Source organism: Variovorax sp. P1_H12_2, assembly GCF_056405335.1.
Map to the genome: position 1 here is coordinate 19752 of NZ_JBFUCI010000012.1, position 17224 is coordinate 36975.

15 protein-coding genes and 1 pseudogene are annotated in these 17224 nt (G+C 69.6%); 15 read left to right on the forward strand and 1 reads right to left on the reverse strand.

Annotation, left to right across the window (positions count from 1 at the left end; translation table 11 throughout):
* Nucleotides 1-198 precede the first annotated feature (198 nt).
* The 7 genes from AC1D2K_RS02775 to AC1D2K_RS02805 are packed head-to-tail and all read left to right on the forward strand — an operon-like array spanning nucleotide 199 to nucleotide 7257.
* Complete coding sequence (locus AC1D2K_RS02775; protein ID WP_478086141.1) at nucleotides 199-981, forward strand: enoyl-CoA hydratase/isomerase family protein; 783 nt, start codon at nucleotides 199-201, stop codon at nucleotides 979-981.
* Complete coding sequence (locus tag AC1D2K_RS02780; RefSeq protein ID WP_478086143.1) at nucleotides 966-2531, forward strand: acyl-CoA synthetase; 1566 nt, start codon at nucleotides 966-968, stop codon at nucleotides 2529-2531. The genes AC1D2K_RS02775 and AC1D2K_RS02780 overlap by 16 nt, the downstream gene beginning before the upstream one ends.
* A 1-nt stretch (nucleotide 2532) precedes the next feature.
* Entirely contained in the window at nucleotides 2533-3144 is a 612-nt protein-coding gene (locus AC1D2K_RS02785; RefSeq protein ID WP_478086144.1) for a methyltransferase domain-containing protein, read from the forward strand.
* A 13-nt stretch (nucleotides 3145-3157) separates the two neighbouring features.
* A complete protein-coding gene (locus AC1D2K_RS02790) occupies nucleotides 3158-4387 on the forward strand; it encodes an acyl-CoA dehydrogenase family protein (protein WP_478086145.1) in 1230 nt (409 codons plus the stop codon).
* Nucleotides 4384-5442: a phosphotransferase family protein gene (locus tag AC1D2K_RS02795; protein WP_478086147.1), complete on the forward strand. Its 1059-nt coding sequence runs from the start codon at nucleotides 4384-4386 to the stop codon at nucleotides 5440-5442. The genes AC1D2K_RS02790 and AC1D2K_RS02795 overlap by 4 nt, the downstream gene beginning before the upstream one ends.
* A 21-nt stretch (nucleotides 5443-5463) precedes the next feature.
* Nucleotides 5464-6234, forward strand: a complete 771-nt coding sequence (locus AC1D2K_RS02800; protein ID WP_478086148.1) for a glucose 1-dehydrogenase — start codon at nucleotides 5464-5466, stop codon at nucleotides 6232-6234.
* 24 nt (nucleotides 6235-6258) lie between these two features.
* Nucleotides 6259-7257, forward strand: a complete 999-nt coding sequence (locus AC1D2K_RS02805; protein WP_478086149.1) for an NADPH:quinone oxidoreductase family protein — start codon at nucleotides 6259-6261, stop codon at nucleotides 7255-7257.
* Between the two features lies 1 nt (nucleotide 7258).
* Here the strand turns inward: AC1D2K_RS02805 and AC1D2K_RS02810 are convergent, their stop codons facing one another.
* The gene (locus AC1D2K_RS02810) at nucleotides 7259-8023 is read right to left on the reverse strand and encodes an SDR family oxidoreductase (RefSeq protein WP_478086151.1); all 765 of its coding nucleotides are present in this window, start codon (nucleotides 8021-8023) and stop codon (nucleotides 7259-7261) included.
* 133 nt (nucleotides 8024-8156) lie between these two features.
* On the opposite strand from AC1D2K_RS02810, the gene AC1D2K_RS02815 reads away from it, so the two are divergent.
* From AC1D2K_RS02815 to AC1D2K_RS02850, 8 genes and pseudogenes are all read left to right on the forward strand, one after another.
* Entirely contained in the window at nucleotides 8157-9215 is a 1059-nt protein-coding gene (locus tag AC1D2K_RS02815; RefSeq protein WP_478086152.1) for a zinc-binding dehydrogenase, read from the forward strand.
* 74 nt (nucleotides 9216-9289) lie between these two features.
* Entirely contained in the window at nucleotides 9290-11401 is a 2112-nt protein-coding gene (locus tag AC1D2K_RS02820; RefSeq protein ID WP_478086153.1) for a 3-hydroxyacyl-CoA dehydrogenase NAD-binding domain-containing protein, read from the forward strand.
* Between the two features lie 22 nt (nucleotides 11402-11423).
* Nucleotides 11424-12608 carry an acetyl-CoA C-acyltransferase gene (locus AC1D2K_RS02825; protein ID WP_478086154.1) on the forward strand — a complete coding sequence of 395 codons (1185 nt, stop codon included), beginning with the start codon at nucleotides 11424-11426 and terminating at the stop codon, nucleotides 12606-12608.
* 38 nt (nucleotides 12609-12646) lie between these two features.
* Nucleotides 12647-14212 (forward strand): long-chain-fatty-acid--CoA ligase, encoded by a 1566-nt coding sequence (locus tag AC1D2K_RS02830; protein ID WP_478086156.1) that lies wholly within the window; start codon nucleotides 12647-12649, stop codon nucleotides 14210-14212.
* A gap of 62 nt (nucleotides 14213-14274) precedes the next feature.
* Nucleotides 14275-15474 carry a substrate-binding domain-containing protein gene (locus AC1D2K_RS02835; RefSeq protein ID WP_478086158.1) on the forward strand — a complete coding sequence of 400 codons (1200 nt, stop codon included), beginning with the start codon at nucleotides 14275-14277 and terminating at the stop codon, nucleotides 15472-15474.
* 2 nt (nucleotides 15475-15476) lie between these two features.
* On the forward strand, nucleotides 15477-16274 hold the full coding sequence (locus AC1D2K_RS02840) for an ABC transporter ATP-binding protein (RefSeq protein ID WP_478086160.1): 798 nt from the start codon (nucleotides 15477-15479) through the stop codon (nucleotides 16272-16274).
* Nucleotides 16267-17016, forward strand: a complete 750-nt coding sequence (locus AC1D2K_RS02845) for an ABC transporter ATP-binding protein (RefSeq protein WP_478086162.1) — start codon at nucleotides 16267-16269, stop codon at nucleotides 17014-17016. Before AC1D2K_RS02840 ends, AC1D2K_RS02845 begins: the two co-directional genes overlap by 8 nt.
* Nucleotides 17013-17224, forward strand: a pseudogene (locus AC1D2K_RS02850) (branched-chain amino acid ABC transporter permease); the annotation flags it as partial. The gene AC1D2K_RS02845 and the pseudogene AC1D2K_RS02850, both read left to right, overlap by 4 nt.

The following is a 17224-nucleotide window of genomic DNA, read 5'->3' on the forward strand; positions in this document are numbered from 1 at the left end:
AGCCTGCTCGCAGCGAGACCGTCGAGGCGAACTGTGCACCCCAACGTATCAGCGGTGGCGGGCGGTATGCCCCGGGCCGGCCGTTGAGGCACCGCCGAGCAGCGCAGGGAAGCCCGAAGGGCCGGTGACGTCGGCCGGCCCGGGGCATACCGCCCGCCATCGCCGCCAACGTCCATGCAAAAGAGCAAGGAGACCTTAATGACAGAACAAGACCCATCCGTCCTCCACGAGAAGCGCGACAGAGCCTTCTGGATCACCATCAACCGCCCCGACAAGCGCAACGCGATCAACAAGGACGTCATCGAAGGCATCCGCGAGGGCTATCGGAGAGCCCACGCCGACCCCGAGGTGCGCGTGATCGTGCTCACCGCCGCCGGCGACAAGGCCTTTTGCGCCGGTGGCGACCTGCAGCCCGGCGCGGGCTTCGCCTTCGACCTGTCGCGGCCCAACATCGACTACGCCGACATGCTGCGCGAGGCGCAGAACTCGACCTTGCCGAGCATCGCGCGCATCAACGGCGTGTGCATGGCCGGTGGCCTGGGCCTGCTCTGCATGACCGACATGGCGATCGCTGCCGACCATGTGCAGTTCGGCCTGCCCGAGGTCAAGATCGGCCTGTTCCCGATGCAGGTGCTGAGCCTGCTGCAGCGCATCGCGCCGCGCCGCACGGTGCGAGAGTGGTGCCTGTCGGGCGAACCCTTCGATGCCGCCGAAGCGAAGGAAGCCGGCCTGCTCAACCACGTGGTTCCGGCCGCCGAACTCGACGCCAAGACCCAGTGGCTCATCGACCGTCTCGCCAACAAGTCTCCGACCGCGATCCGCCGCGGCAAATACGCGATGCGGGCGCTCGAGGCCATGTCCTTCGACGAGGGCATCGCCTACACAGAGAGCCAGATCGCACTGCTCGCGATGACCGAGGATGCCAAGGAGGGCCTGGCCTCGTTCAACGAAAAGCGGAGGCCGACGTGGACCGGGCGCTGACCGGCGCGCCGACCGACCGCAGCGCCCACGCGGTCGGCCTGCACGAATGGCTGGCCCGCCGTGCAGGGCGTGTGCCGAAGCGGCCGGCGCTGAGCTGCGACGATGTTCGCTGGACCTACGGCGAACTGCAGCAGCGCATCGAAGCGATGTCGGCCGTGCTGGCCGCGGGCGGCGTCGCGGCCGGCGACCGGGTCGGCTACCTGGGCCTCAACGATCCGATGTTCGTGGTCGTGATGTTCGCGACCTCCCGGCTCGGCGGCATCTTCGTGCCGCTCAACTTCCGGCTCAGCGGCCCTGAACTGGCGTATGTCATCGGCGACGCCGGCATTCACACGCTGGTCGTCGGCGAGGAGCATCTTCCGGTGATCGACGGCGTACGCGGCACGCTGGCCTGCAAGCGATTCATCCATCGCGCGGGCGGTGCGCCGGACTGGGAGTCGGCCGATGCGCTGATGGCACAGGCCGCGGCGCCGCCCGCCGCGGTGCCCGCCACCGCCGACACGGTGGCCGTGATCATGTACACCTCGGGCACCACCGGCCACCCGAAGGGCGCGATGCTCACGCACGGGAACTTCTGGGCCAACAACCTCAACGAGATGCTGCTGTGGGACATGGTCTCGACCGACGTCACGCTCAACTTCGCGCCGATGTTCCATGTCGGCGGCCTGCTGTGCGGTAGCCTCTCCACGCTGCTGGCGGGCGGGCACCTGGTGCTGCAGCGCGGCTTCGAGGTCGCGGCGGTGCTGCAGGCGGTGCGCGAGCACCGCGTCACGGTCAGTTTCGGGGTGCCGGCGATGCTGCTCTTCATCAGCCAGCACCCGGACTTCGCCGAGGCCGACCTGAGCTCGCTGCGGCTGGTGGCCGTGGGCGGCGCGCCGATGCCCGAGCCGCTGCTGCGCCTCTATGCCGCGCGCGGCGTGCCGGTGCACCAGGGCTACGGCATGACCGAGACGGCCTCGATGATCACCTTCCTGAGCCCCGACCGCGCGACCGACAAGCTCGGCTCCAGCGGCACGCCGCCGCTGCTCACCGAGATCCGCCTGATCGACGCCGTGGGCGAGCCGATCACCGAGCCCGGCGCCGCGGGCGAGGTCTGCGTGCGCGGCGCCAACGTGATGGCCGGCTACTGGAAGCAGCCCGAGGCGACGGCGGCGGTGTTCACGCGCGACGGCTGGTTCCGCAGCGGCGACGTCGGCTATCGCGACGCCGAGGGCTTCCTGTTCATTTGCGACCGGCTCAAGGACATGGTGATCAGCGGCGGCGAGAACATCTACCCGGCCGAGGTCGAGAGCGTGCTCTACGACCATCCTGACATCGCCGAAGTGGCCGTGATCGGCGCGCCCGACGAGCGCTGGGGCGAACGCGTGGTGGCGGTGGTCGCGGCCAAGCCGGGCAGGGCCATCACGCTCGAAGGCTTGCAGGCCTTCGCCGAATCCCGTCTCGCGCGCTACAAGCTGCCGCGCGAGCTGCGGCTGGTCGATGCGTTGCCGCGGAACCCGACCGGAAAGGTCCTGAAGGCAAAGCTGCGCCAGCCGAAAGCGGGAGCTTGACATGGCCGGCCCCGATGCCGCCTTCTGGCAAGCCCGCTTCGAGACCGGCACCACGCCGTGGGACCGTGGTGCCGTCAGCCCGCAACTGCTGCGCTGGCGCGACCAGGGCGTCTTCGTGCCCGGCTCGACCGTGCTGGTGCCCGGCTGCGGCAGCGGATGGGAACTGGCCGAACTGGCGGCGGCCGGCGTCGTCGTGACCGGCCTCGACTACGCGTCCGCCGCGGTGGCCCGCAGCACGCAGCTGCTCGCCGGCCGCGGTCTTCAGGCCGAGGTGATCGAGGCCGACGTGCTGCAATGGTCGCCGCCCCGGCCGGCCGATGCCATCTACGAGCAGACCTGCCTGTGCGCGCTGCACCCCGACCACTGGACCGCCTATGCGGCGCAGCTGCACGCCTGGCTGCGCCCTGGTGGCCGGCTGCTGGCGCTCTTCATGCAGGCGCCGGCCGCCGGTGCCGCCGACGGCTTCGTCACCGGGCCACCGTACCACTGCGACATCCACGCGATGCGCGCGCTGTTTCCATCAACCCGCTGGAGCTGGCCCAAGCCGCCCTACGAGCGCGTCGTGCACCCGCTCGGCGCGCATGAACTGGCGCTGGTCCTGACCCGCCTCTGAGGACGCACATCCCATGGACTTCACCCACTCCGCGCGCTCGCTGTCGCTGCAGCAGCGCGTCGGCGACTTCATGCAGCAGCATGTCTACCCGGTCGAGAACGCCTATTACGACGAGGTGCGCGAGAGCGGCCATCCGTACCGCACGCCGCAGGTGCTGCAGGCGCTCAAGGCCAAGGCGCGCGAGGCCGGGTTGTGGAACCTGTTTCTTTCGGGCGCGCACGGCAGCGGCTTGAGCAATCTCGAGTACGCGCCGGTCAAGGAGATCATGGGCCGGGTGCTGTGGGCGCCCGAGATCTTCAACTGCTCGGCGCCCGACACCGGCAACATGGAGGTGCTGGCCCACTACGGCACCGAGGCCCAGCAGGCGCAATGGCTGGCGCCGCTGATGGCCGGCACGATCCGCTCGGCCTTCTCGATGACCGAGCCGGCGGTGGCGTCGAGCGACGCGACCAACATCCAGTGCGAGATCCGGCGCGACGGCGACGACTACGTCATCAACGGCCGCAAGTGGTTCACCTCGGGCGCGCTCAACGAGGACTGCACGCTGCTGATCGTGATGGGCAAGTCCGCGCCCGATCATCTCGAACGGCACAAGCAGCAGTCGATGATCCTGGTGCCCAAGGCCACGCCGGGCGTGCGCGTCGTGCGCGACCTGACGACCTTCGGCTACGACGATGCGCCGGTCGGCCACCCCGAGATCGTCTACGACAACGTGAGGGTGCCGGCCGCCAACATCCTGCTCGGCGAGGGCCGCGGCTTCGAGATCGCCCAGGGCCGGCTCGGACCCGGACGCATCCACCACTGCATGCGTCTGATCGGCTGCGCCCAGCGCGCGCTCGAGCTCATGTGCCAGCGTGCCAGCACGCGCGTCGCCTTCGGCAGGACGCTGGGCGAGCAGGGGTCGGTGCGCGAGGACATCGCGCATTCGTTCTGCGAGATCGAGCAGGCCCGGCTGCTGACCCTGAAGGCGGCCGACAAGATGGACCGCGAGGGAAACAAGGCGGCGCGCGACCTGATCGCCGCGGCCAAGATCGTGGTGCCGAGCATGGCGGCACGCGTGATCGATCGCGCGATCCAGGTCTTCGGCGGCGCCGGCGTGTCGCAGGACACCTTCCTGCCGCGCGCCTACGTCTACGCACGTTTCATCCGGATCGGCGACGGGCCGGACCAGGTGCACCTGTCGGCGGTCGGCAAGCAACTGCTGCAGCGCCACGGCGCGGCGGCCGCGACCGGGCCGCGATGAACGCCGCGGTGGTCGGCACGCCGCCGCTGGACCTCGGCCGCCTCGGCGCCTGGTTGCAGCGGCAGGTGCCGGTCTTTCACGGGCTGCGGGGGGCCGAGCGGCTGGTCGGCGGCAACTCGAACCCGATCTGGCTGCTGCAGGCGGACAGCGGCCGCTACATCCTGCGCACCCAGCCGGCCGGCGAGCTGCTCAAGTCGGCCCATGCGCTGGACCGCGAATGCCGGTTGCTGACGGCGCTGCATGGCGGCGCGGTGCCGGTGCCGCGCATCCATATGCTGTGCAACGACCTCGGCGTGGCCGGGGTGCAGTTCTACCTGATGGATTTCATCGAGGGCGTGGTGCATCGGCACGTGGCGCTGCCCGAACTGCCGATTGGGCGCCGCCGTGCGGTCTATGGGGCGGCCATCGACTCGCTGGCCGCGATCCATCGCACCGACATCGATGCGCTGGGTCTCGCCGACTTCGGCCGGCCGGGCAACTATTTCGAGCGCCAGTTCCATCGCTGGTGCCAGCAGTACCGCACCGCGATGCCCGAGGGCGACCCCGAGATGGAGCGCCTGATCGCCGCGCTCGAACGCACGATGCCGCATGGCGAGCATCCGGTGGTGCTGCTGCACGGCGACTCGCGGCTCGACAACCTGATGTTCGCGCCCGGTGACGCGGGCGATCCGCGCGATCCGCGCGTTGTCGCCGTGCTCGACTGGGAGCTGTCGACCCTCGGTCATCCGCTGGCCGACCTGGGCCAGTTCCTCGCGGTGCAGTCGCTGCCCGCCGACTACCTGCTGCCCGGACTGGCGGGCGTCGACCGCGCGGCGCAGGGCCTGCCGAGCGAGACAGAACTGCGCGAACACTACTTCCGCGCCATGGGCGAGAGCCCCGTGGCCGACCTGCGCTTCTTCAAGGCCTTCGCGATGTTCCGCCAGGCCGCGATGTCGGCCGGCCTGCGCCGTCGCGCCGCGCTGGGCACCGCGGTGGCCGAGAGTGCGCTGCACTTCGGCAACACCATGGCGGTGTTCGCGCGTGTCGGGCTCGACATCCTCGACGGTCCGGACTGAACCCCAAGCAAAGGAATGCCAATGGCCGCTCCCACCACCCCCTTCGACCTGCACGGCAAGGTCGCGCTGATCACCGGCTCCACGCACGGCATCGGCGCCGCCACGGCCCGCGTGCTGGCCCAGGCTGGTGCGCACGTGCTGGTCAGCAGCCGCAAGCCCGACGAATGCGAGGAGGTCGCGCAGGCGTTGCGCGACGAGGGCCTGAGCGCCGAAGCGCGCGCCTGTCACATCGGCCGCATGGAAGACATTGCGGCGATGGCTGCGCATCTGGCGGCGACCCACGGCGGCCTCGACATTCTGGTCAACAACGCGGTGCTGAGCCCCTGGCGCAGCATCGACGACACCGATCCCGCGCTCTTCATGAAGACCGTGGAGGTCAACCTGCGGGGCTACTGGTACCTCTCGGTGGAAGCGACCAAGCTGATGAAGCCGCGCGGCGGCGGCAGCATCGTCAACATCTCCTCGCTGTCGGCCTGGCATCCGGAGAAGATGCTCGGCCTCTACGGCACGCTCAAGACCGCGCTGCTCGGCATGAGCCGGGTCTTCGCGCTCGAATACGGCGAATTCGGCATCCGTGCCAACACCGTGCTGCCGGGTGTCATCGACACGCGGCTGGCGCAGGCCTTCGACGGCGACGCGCGCGAACGCATCCTGAAGAAGACGCCCGTGCAGCGGCTCGGCCTGCCCGAGGAGATCGGCTATGCCGTGCTCTACCTGAGTTCGCCGGCCGGCGCCTTCGTCACCGGCGCCAGCCTGGCGGTCGACGGCGGCATGTCGATCTCGATGATCTGAATCCCACCTCCAAGGAACCCTCCCATGAAAGCAGTGCTCGCCAAGCGCCACGGTCCGCCGGAATCGCTGGTGCTCGAAGAAGTCGCGTCGCCGGCGCCTGGCGACGGCGAGGTGCTGGTGTCGGTGCACGCCAGCGCGGTCAATTTCCCGGACACGCTGATCATCGAGAACAAATACCAGTTCAAGCCGGCGCTGCCTTTCTCGCCGGGCGGCGAGGTGGCGGGCACGGTCAAGGCGGTGGGGCCGGGTGTCGCGGGCTTCGCCGAGGGCGACCGCGTGATCGCGGTCTGCGGCTGGGGCGGCTATGCCGAGGAGGTGCTGACCGACGCGCGCAAGCTGGTGCGGCTGCCGGCCGGCATCGCGATGGAAGCGGCCGCGGCGCTGGTCATCACCTACGGCACCTCGCACTATGCGCTCAAGGAGCGCGCCGACATCCGGCCCGGCGAGACGCTGCTGGTACTCGGCGCGGCCGGTGGCACCGGCATCTCGGCGATCGAACTGGGCAAGCTGATGGGCGCGCGCGTGATCGCCGCCGCGTCCTCCGACGAAAAGCTCGCCCTGTGCCGGCAGGCCGGCGCCGACGAGACGATCAACTACGCCAGCGAAGACCTGCGCGAGCGGCTCAAGGCGATCACGGGCGGGCGCGGCGTCGACGTGGTCTACGACCCCGTCGGCGGCCAGTACACGGAGCCGGYGCTGCGCAGCATGGCCTGGAAGGGCCGCTACCTGGTGATCGGCTTCACCACCGGCGAGATCCCGCGGCCGCCGCTCAACCTGGCGCTGCTCAAGGGCTGCGCGATCGTCGGCGTGTTCTACGGCGGCTTCGCCCAGGCCGAGCCGAAGCGCTACGACCAACTGATGCAGGAGCTTCTGGGCTGGCTGGCCGAGGGCCGCATCCGGCCGGTGATCACCGGGCGCTATCCGCTGGAGCGCGCGGCCGAGGCGCTGCGGCTGGTGGCCGACCGGCGGGCGACCGGGAAGATCATGCTGAGCACCGCGCTGGGGCGGGCGTCGATCGCCTGAGTCAGTCCAGCCCGCTCTGCCAGCGCCGCATGCCGCGCAGCCAGCGGTCGGTGTCGGTGGTCTYGCGCTGCATCTGCTCGTGGATGAAGGGCTGCGGCAGGATCAGGAAGCGCTCCGCGCGCAGGCCCTCGACCACCGCTGCGGCGACCGCATCGGCGCTCACGATGCCTTCGGCCATCAGCGCGCGGCGTTCCGGCGTCTCGGCGTCGAGCAGCGGCGTGTCGACGCCGCCCGGGCACAGGCAGCTGACGCCAATGCCGCGCCCGCCGTAGGTGATCGACAGCCATTCGGCGAAGGCCACCGCCGCATGCTTGCTGACCGCATAGGGCGCATCGAACTGCGACAGCAACCCGGCGGCCGAGGCGGTCTGCAGCAGGTAGCCGCTGCCGCGCGCAAGCATGCGCGGCAGCAGCGCGCGGGCGGCGTGCACATGGGCCATCAGGTTGACCGCCATCACGCGCTGCCAGTCGGCGTCGGGCAGCTCCGGGCCGCCGTGGGCGGTGATGCCGGCGTTGGAGCAGAACAGGTCGATCGCGCCATGCCGGGCCTCGCAGTCGTCGATCAGGCGCCGCAGATCGGCCTCCACCGTGACGTCCACTTCGGCCGCGTGGCCCCCGATGGCGACGGCCAGCTCCGCGGCCTGCGCAGCATGGCGGTCCGCGATCACCACGGCGCGCGCGCCGTCCCTCACGAAGCGCCGGGCCATCGCGGCGCCGATGCCGCTGGCACCGCCGGTGACGACCACCACCTTGTCCTTCAGTTCCATCGGTCCAAGCCTAGGCGGGCAGGGCGCCGGCGTCTTGCGCCCAGCGGCTGCACGTCAGCGGCTGGACGCAAGAAAGTTGCCGCCCGCGCCACCAGACTGCAGCCATGCCCTCCCGCCGCCAAAACCCCGCCCCATGAAAGCCGCCGTCTTCCGCGGCAGCGACCGGCTGCTGGCCATCGAGGACCTGCCGCTGCCCCAGGCCGGCCCCGGCGAGCTGGTGCTGCGCGTGCACTACTGCGGCGTCTGCGGCTCCGACCTGCACGCGACGCACCCGGGCCTGTTCACGGTGAAGGAAGGCACGGTGCTGGGCCACGAGTTCGCCGGCGAGGTGGTCGAGAGCGGCGCCGCCGGCTGGAAGGTCGGCGAGCGCGTCACCGCGCTGCCCAACAACGCCTGCCGCGACTGCACGGACGAGGGTTATCGCGAATGCCGAGACGGCCTCGGCATGATCTGCCCGAACAACCGCTTGACCGGCTTCAGCCCGAACCGTCCCGGCGCTTTGGCCGAATACGTCAAGGTGCCAGCGGGCCAGGCGATCCGGCTGCCGGGCGCGGTGAGCGCTCGCGAGGGCGCCATGATCGAGCCGCTGGCGGTCGGGCTGCATGCGGTGCAGTCGGGCCAGGTCGGCCTTGGCAGCAAGGTGCTGGTGATCGGCGCCGGGCCCATCGGACTGGCCGTGACCGCCTTCGCGCGACAGGCCGGCGCCACGCGGGTGATGGTCAGCGAACGCGCGCCCGGCCGGCGCGAGGTCGCTGCGCGCTTCGGCGCCACGGCGCTGGTCGATCCGGTGGCGCAGGAGGTCGGCCCGGCCTTCGCACGCCACGCCGGCGGTCCGCCCGACGTGATCTTCGAATGCGTGGGCGTCGCCGGGTTGATCCAGCAATGCATCGAACTGGCCCCGCCGCGCGGGCGCATCGTGGTGGTGGGCGTCTGCGCCACCGAGGACCGCGTGGTGCCGCAGCGCGCCATGGCCAAGGAGCTGAACCTGCAGTTCGTCATGGGCTACGCCAAGGCCGACTGGCGGCGTGTGCTGGACCTGCTCGACGCCGGGCGGGTCGACCCGTCGGCGATGCTGACCGACGTGGTGGGGCTGGCGCAGCTGCCCGCCGCCTTCGAGGCGCTGCGGCGTCCCACGACGCAGATCAAGCTGCTGGTGGCGCCGGGCGGCGGTGAAGTCGCGGTCAGCCTGTAGACGCAAGAGATTTGAAAGTCCCTTTGCTACCTTCGACTGACTCCTCGACCCTCCCGAACGCACCACCCGACGCCATGAACTCCCCCGTGACTTTGAGCCGCCATGGCGACATCGCGCTGCTGCGCATCGACAACCCGCCGGTCAACGCGCTGTCGCCGACGGTCGTGGCCGGCCTGGTGGCTGCCATCGATGCCTTCGAGGCCGACGCCAGCTACAAGGCGCTGCTGGTGCATGGCGAGGGCCGCACCTTCGTCGCCGGCGGCGACATCTCCTCCTTCGACCTGCCGGACTTCACGACCCAGCCCTTCAACGGCGCGCTGGCAAGGATCGAGGCGCTGGGCCGCCCGGTGGTGGCCGCGCTGCACGGCACGGTGCTCGGTGGCGGCCTGGAACTGGCGCTCGCCTGCCATTGGCGCGTCGCCCATCCCAAGACCCAGCTGGGCCTGCCCGAGGTCAAGCTCGGCATCCTGCCGGGCTCGCTGGGCACCCAGCGCCTGCCGCGTGTGGTCGGCGCCGAACTGGCGCTCGACATGATCGCCAGCGGCCGCAGCATCGGCGCCGCCCAGGCATTCGAACTCGGGCTGGTCGACGAACTGAGCGAGGCCGCGCCGCTGCAAGCCGGCATCGCCTTCACCGAGGCGCTGCTGGCGCGCGGCGCTGGTCCGCGCCGCATCAGCGAGCGCGCGGTCGCGACCGAGTCGCTGGCACCGGACTTCTTCGAGCGCGCGCTGGCCGAGGCCGCGCGCCGCAAGCCTTTTCATCCGTCGGCGCGCAACATCGTGCTGGCGGTGCAGGCTTCCGCCTTGCCTTTCGCCGAGGGCGAGGCCGCCGAGGCCCGGCTGTTCGAGGAACTGCGCATCTCGCCCGAATCGAAGGCGATGCGCCACCTGTTCTTCGCCGAGCGGCTGGCTTCCAAGATCCCGGGCCTGCCGCGCGACACGACGCTCAGGCCGGTGCGCTCGGTCGGCGTGCTCGGCGCCGGCACCATGGGCGGCGGCATCGCGATGAACTTCGCCAATGCCGGCATCCCGGCCGTGCTGGTCGAGACCTCGCAGGCGGCGCTCGACCGCGGCCTCGGCATCATCCGCGCCAACTACGAGGCCAGCGCCGCCAAGGGCCGGCTCACGGCGCAGCAGGTCGAGGCGCGCATGGCGCTGCTGCGCGGCTCGCTCGACGATGCGGCATTGGCCGATTGCGATCTCGTGATCGAGGCGGTGTTCGAGAACATGGATCTGAAGAAGCAGGTCTGCGCCCGGCTCGGCGCGGTCTGCAAGCCCGGCGCGATCATCGCGACCAACACCTCGACGCTCGACGTCGACGTGCTGGCCGAGGCCACGGGCCGCCCGGCCGACGTGGTCGGCATGCATTTCTTCAGCCCGGCCAACGTCATGCGCCTGCTCGAGGTGGTGCGCGGCGCGAAGACGGCGCCCGACGTCCTTGCCACGGTGATGCAGCTCGCGCGCACGATCCAGAAGGTGGCGGTGGTGTCGGGCGTCTGCTACGGCTTCATCGGCAACCGCATGGCCGAGGTCTATATGCGCGAGGCCGAGTTCCTGATGATGGAAGGCGCCAGCCCGGCGCAGATCGACGGCGCGGTCGAGGCGCTCGGCATGGCGATGGGCCCCTGCCGCATGCTCGACATGGCGGGCATCGACGTCGGCGCCAAGACCGTCATCGAATACGGCAAGGCCGGTGGCCTGCCGCCCGACGACAGCTACCGCGCCGTGGTGCGCAGGATGTTCGAGCTCGGCCGCTTCGGCCAGAAGACCGGTGCCGGCTACTACCGCTATGAAGGCCGCAAGCCGGTCGACGACCCCGAGACCGCGCGCATCGCGGCCGAACTCGCGGCGCAGCACGGCATCGCGCGGCGTAGCGACATCCAGCCGCAGGAGATCGTCGAGCGCCTCCTGTACCCCCTGATCAACGAAGGCGCGCGCATCCTCGAGGAGGGCATCGCCTACCGCCCGGGCGACGTCGACATGGTGTGGGTCGCCGGCTACGGCTTTCCCGACCACCGCGGCGGCCCGATCCACATGGCCGATGCGATCGGCCTGCCGGTGATCGCCGAGCGTCTGGCGCACTACGCGAAGACGCGCGGCAATCCGTACGGCTACTGGGGCACATCGCCGCTGCTGGCCTCGCTGGCCGCGCAAGGCAAGCGGCTCTCCGACTGGCAAGCCGCCTGATCAATCTCACACGGAACCCCCCATGAAAGAAGCCGTCATCGTCTCCACCGCCCGCACGGGCATCGGCCGCGCCTACAAGGGTGCGCTCAACCACACCAAGTCTCCGACCATGCTGGCGCACGCGATCTCGCATGCGGTGCAGCGCGCCGGCGTCGAGGGCGCGGAGATCGAGGACGCGGTGATCGGCTGCGTGCTCTCGGCCGGCACCGCCGGCATGAACCTGGCGCGCAATGCCGTGTTGGCAGCGGGCCTGCCCGACACCGTCTCGGGCCAGACCCTGGACCGGCAATGCGCCTCGGGCCTGATGGCCATCGCCACCGCGGCCAAGCAGGTGATGGTCGACGGCATGGACGTCGTGATCGCGGGCGGGCACGACAACATCACGGCGGTGCAGGAGGCCTACATGGGCTGGGTCGCCAAGGAAAAGGATCCGAAGGTGATCGCCCGCGCCGCGAATGCCTACATGCCGATGCTCCAGACCGCCGAGTTCGTGGCGAAGAAGTACGGCATCAGCCGCGAGGCGCAGGACCGCTATTCGCTCGCCTCGCAGCAGCGCACCGCCGATGCCCAGCAGGCTGGCCGCTTCGACGCCGAGATCGTGGCCTTCGAGACCACCATGGCGGTGGTCGACAAGAACACCAAGGAAGTCTCGTTCAAGGACGTGACCCTCTCGCGCGACGAAGGCAACCGCCCCGAGACCACGTTCGAAGGCCTGGCCTCGCTCAAGCCCGTGATCGAGGGCGGCGTGGTGACGGCCGGCAACGCCAGCCAGCTGTCGGATGGCGCCTCGGCCTGCGTGATCATGGAGCGCGGGCTGGCCGAGCGCCGCGGCCTGGCGCCGCTCGGCATCTACCGCGGCATGGCGGTGGCCGGCTGCGCGCCCGAGGAAATGGGCATCGGTCCGATCTACGCCATTCCGAAGCTGCTCAAGCAACACGGCCTCAAGGTGTCGGACATCGGCCTGTGGGAACTCAACGAGGCCTTCGCCTGCCAGGCGATCTATTGCCGCGACCACCTGGGCATCGACCCCGCGATCTACAACGTCGACGGCGGCGGCATCTCAATCGGCCATCCCTACGGCATGACCGGCGCCCGCGTGGTCGGCCACGCGCTCATCGAGGGCAAGCGCCGCGGCGTCAAGTACGTGGTGGCGACGATGTGCGTCGGCGGCGGCATGGGCGCCGCGGCGCTGTTCGAAGTCGCCTGAGTCGAATCCGGATTCCCTATAAAAAAGACGAGAGACAGATGCAAGACCGCACCCTGATCGACAGCCTCCGGCGCCAGCTGCGCGAGCGTCCCGACGCGGTGGCCTACCGCCGGGGCGAACGCAAGCTCAGCTTCACCGACGTCGAAAGCACGACCAACCGCATCGCCAACGCGCTGGCCGCAATGGGCGTGGGACGCGACAGCCGCGTCGCGGTGCTCACCAAGCACCACATCGAGACCTTGCTGCTGACCCTGGCCGCCTGCAAGCTCGGCGCGGTCTGCATGCCGGTCAACTGGCGGCTGGCTGCACCCGAGATCGCCTACATCCTGAAGGACGGCGAGGCGCCTTTCCTGATGGCCGACCAGGCTTTCATTCCGACCGTGAGAGAGGCCGGACTCGACAAAGTCAGGACGCTGGTCTGCAGCGAGCAGGCGCACGACGGATTGCTGTCATTCGAGCAGTGGCATGCGGGCCACGACGACAGCTTCACGCCGGTCGAAGCCGATACGAACGATGCGGCGCTGCAGCTCTATTCTTCCGGCACCACCGGCCTGCCCAAGGGCATCGTGCTGAGCCATGCCGGCCTGCTGTCGACCTCGCGCGTGGTCGCCAAGGAGTGGGAGTTCGACCAGCGCCACGTGCTCGGCAATCCGCTGCCGGTGTTCCACGTCGCCGGCATGACCATGCTGCTGCTGACGCTCTACACCGGCGGCCAGACCAGCGCCTACTCGGAGTTCGATCCGGCCGGCTACATCCGGGCCATCGGCGAGCACGGCATCACCCACACCTTCATCGTGCCGGCGATGATCCTCTTCATGCTGCAAGTGCCCGAGGTGAAGCGCGGCGACTACAGCCGCCTGCAGATCATTGCCTACGGCGGCTCGCCGGTCAGCGAGACCACGCTGCAGCAGGCCTTCGAGACCTTCGGCTGYAAGTTCCTGCAGGTCTACGGACTGACCGAGGTCTCGGGCCCCGCCACCTTCCTGATGCCCGCCGACCATCGCGCGGGCGATGCCGAACTGCTGCGCTCGGCCGGCCGCCCGATCGGCGGCGGGCGGCTGCGCATCGTCGACCCGGTGTCGCTGAAAGACCTGCCCGACGGCGAGGTCGGCGAGATCTGGATCGAGTCGGACCGCAACCTGAAAGAGTACTGGCGCAACCCCGAAGCCACGGCCGCGGCCTACCCCGAGGGCCGCAACGCCAACGGCGGCTGGTTCCGCTCGGGCGATGGCGGCTATCTCAAGGGCGGCTACCTCTACATCAACGACCGCATCAAGGACATGATCCTGTCGGGCGGAGAGAACATCTACCCGGCCGAAGTCGAGAACGTGCTGATGCGCCATCCGGCGGTGGCCGACGGCGCCGTCATCGGCGTGCCCGACGCCACCTGGGGCGAGGCGGTCAAGGCCTGCGTGGTGCCGCGCCCCGGCATGGCCGTGACAGAGCGCGAGATCATCGACTTCATGCGCGCCAACCTGGCGCACTACAAGTGCCCGAAGTCGGTCGACATCGTGGCCGAGCTGCCGCGCAATCCGAGCGGCAAGGTGCTCAAGCGCGTGCTGCGCGAACCCTACTGGCGCGGCCGCACGCGCGCCATCGGCTGAATTTCGAGAAACCGTGAAGCGACCCGGCGAGGTCGTCCTCCCCATCCACCTGGAGACATGACATGCCTTTGAAGAAACTGATCGCCGCCGCCTTCGGCGCCCTCGCGCTGCTGGGCGCGATGTCCGCCGTGCAGGCGCAGGACAAGCCCATCAAGATCGCGCTGATCGCGAGCAAGACCGGGCCGTCGGAAGCCTATGCGCGCGACACCGAGCGCGGCCTGCGCCTGGGCCTCGAATACCTCACGCAGGGCTCGATGACCGTGCTCGGCCGCAAGATCGAGGTGATCGTCAAGGACGACCAGATGAAGCCCGAGCTGTCGAAGGCCATGCTGACCGAAGCCCTGTCCGACGACAAGGCCGACATCGCGGTCGGCACCTCGTGGTCGGGCGGCGCGCTGTCGATGGCGCCGGTGGCCGAGGAGTACAAGAAGGTGCTGATGGTCGAGCCGGCCATTGCCGACTCGCTGACCGGCTCGGCCTGGAACCGCTACCTGTTCCGCGCCAGCCGCAACTCCTTCCAGGACGCGCTGGCCAGCGCCGCCGGCCTGAAGGAAGGCGACAACCTGGCTTTCCTGGCGCCCGACTACGTGTACGGGCGCGACGGCGTCAAGGCCTTCAAGGAAGCCATGGCGGCGACCCAGAGCAAGGCCAAGATCCTGCACGAGGAGTTCATCCCGCTGTCGACCACCGACTTCACGGCGCCGATGCAGCGCATCTTCGACGGCATGAAGAACGCCACCGGCCGCAAGTACCTGGTCGTGATCTGGGGCGCGCCGAACYCGATCCGCAAGATCTCCGAACTGAATCCGGGCCGCTACGGCATCGAGTTCCTGTCGATCGGCGGCGCCAACCTCGAGAACACCAAGCCCTGGAAAGGCCTGGACGTGACCGGCGGCACGTTCTACTACTACGGCTTCCCGAAGAACGCGATGAACGACTGGCTGGTCGCGGAGCACCAGAAGCGCTTCAAGATGCCGCCGGACCTGTTCACCGCCGGCGGCTTCGTGACCGCGAGCGCCATCATCGCGGGCCTCAAGAAGGCCGGCTCGGCCGACTCCGAGAAGCTGATCGCCGCGATGGAAGGCATGGAGTTCGACACGCCCAAGGGCAAGATGAGCTTCCGCAAGGAAGACCACCAGGCGATGCAGGCGCAGTACCAGTTCAAGATGAAGAAGACGCCCGCCAGCGAGTGGGACCTGCTCGAACTGGTGCGCGAGATTCCGGCTTCCGAGATGCCGGTGCCGATCACCGTGAAGCACTGAGCATGGCGGCTTCCAGTGCACCGGTGCTTGCGAGCACCGGGCTCAGCATCCAGTTCGGCGGCCACGTGGCGGTCAACGAGGTGACGACGCAGTTCGCCGCCGGCACCTTGACGGCCATCGTCGGCCCCAACGGCGCCGGCAAGACGACCTACTTCAACCTGCTGTCGGGCCAGCTGCGCGCAAGCGCGGGCAGCGTGCACTTCAAGGGCGAGGACATCACGCGGCTGAGCGCGCCGCAGCGCACCAGCAAGGGCATCGGCCGCGCCTTCCAGCTGACCAACCTGTTCCCGAAGCTCTCGGTGCTCGAGAACGTGCGGCTGGCGGTGCAGAGCCGGCACAACGCCGGCTTCAACATGCTGGCCGTCTGGCGCAGCCGCCGCGACCTGATCGACCAGGCCGCGCACTACGTGGCGCAGGTCGGGCTGGCGGCGCGCGCGGGCGACCTCTCGGCCAAGCTGCCGCACGGCGACAAGCGCAAGCTCGAGGTCGCGATCCTGATGGCGCTGGAGCCCGAGATCCTGATGTTCGACGAGCCCACCGCGGGCATGAGCGTGGACGAGGTGCCGGTCATCCTCGAACTGATCGGCCGACTCAAGAAGCAGGGCGACAAGACGATCCTGCTGGTGGAGCACAAGATGGACGTGATTCATTCCCTGGCCGACCGCATCATCGTGCTGCACAACGGCCGGCTGGTGGCCGATGGCCTGCCGGCCGAGGTGATGGCCTCGCCGATCGTGCAGGAAGCCTACCTGGGCAAGCGCAGCGCGCCGCGGGCGGCGAAGGCGGTGGCCCATGCCTGAAAAAGTACGCAACGATGCCGGCGGCATGCTGCTGACGCTCGCCGGCGTCCACACCCACATCGGCGAGTACCACATCCTGCAGGGCGTCGACCTGCAGGTGCCGCGCTCGGGCCTCACGGTGCTGCTGGGCCGCAACGGCGCCGGCAAGAGCACCACGCTGCGCACCATCATGGGCCTGTGGCATGCGAGCGCCGGCCGCATCGTGTTCGATGGGCAGGACATCACGGCGACCGAGACCCCCGCGATCTCGCGCAGCGGCATCGCCTTCGTGCCCGAAGACATGGGCATTTTCTCCGGCCTCACGGTGCAGGAGAACCTGCGCCTGGCGGCCATCGGCGGTGCCTTCGACGACGAGCGGCTCGAATGGATCTTCGACCTGTTTCCTGCGCTCAAGCGCTTCTGGCTGCGCCCGGGCGGCACGCTCTCGGGCGGCCAGAAGCAGATGGTCGCGATCGCCCGCGCGATCATCGAGCCGCGCAAGCTGCTGCTGATCGACGAGCCGACCAAGGGCCTCGCGCCCGCGATCGTCGACAACCTGGCCGAGGCCTTCGAGCAACTCAAGGCGCGCGACACGACGATCCTGCTGGTCGAGCAGAACTTCAACTTCGTGCGTTCGCTGGGCGATCACGTGGCGGTGATGGACGACGGCCGCATGGTGCACAGCGGGTCGATGGAGCAACTGTCCGAGGACGAAGGCCTGCAGGCACGCCTGCTCGGCCTGCATGCAGGAGCCGTGCATTGAACGCCGCCGCCCATCCCTCATCCCCCGCCGCGCCGGCCGCCGATGCGGCGCAGGCGCTCGAGGCACTGCCCGGCCGCCGGCGCGACCTGGTGCCCGGCCTGCTGATTCTGGCTTTCATCGGTCTGGCGCTGCCGGTCATCGGCAGCTTCCCGACCTGGGTCACCCTGACCGTCGCCGCGCTCGCCATGGGCATGATGCTGTTCATCAT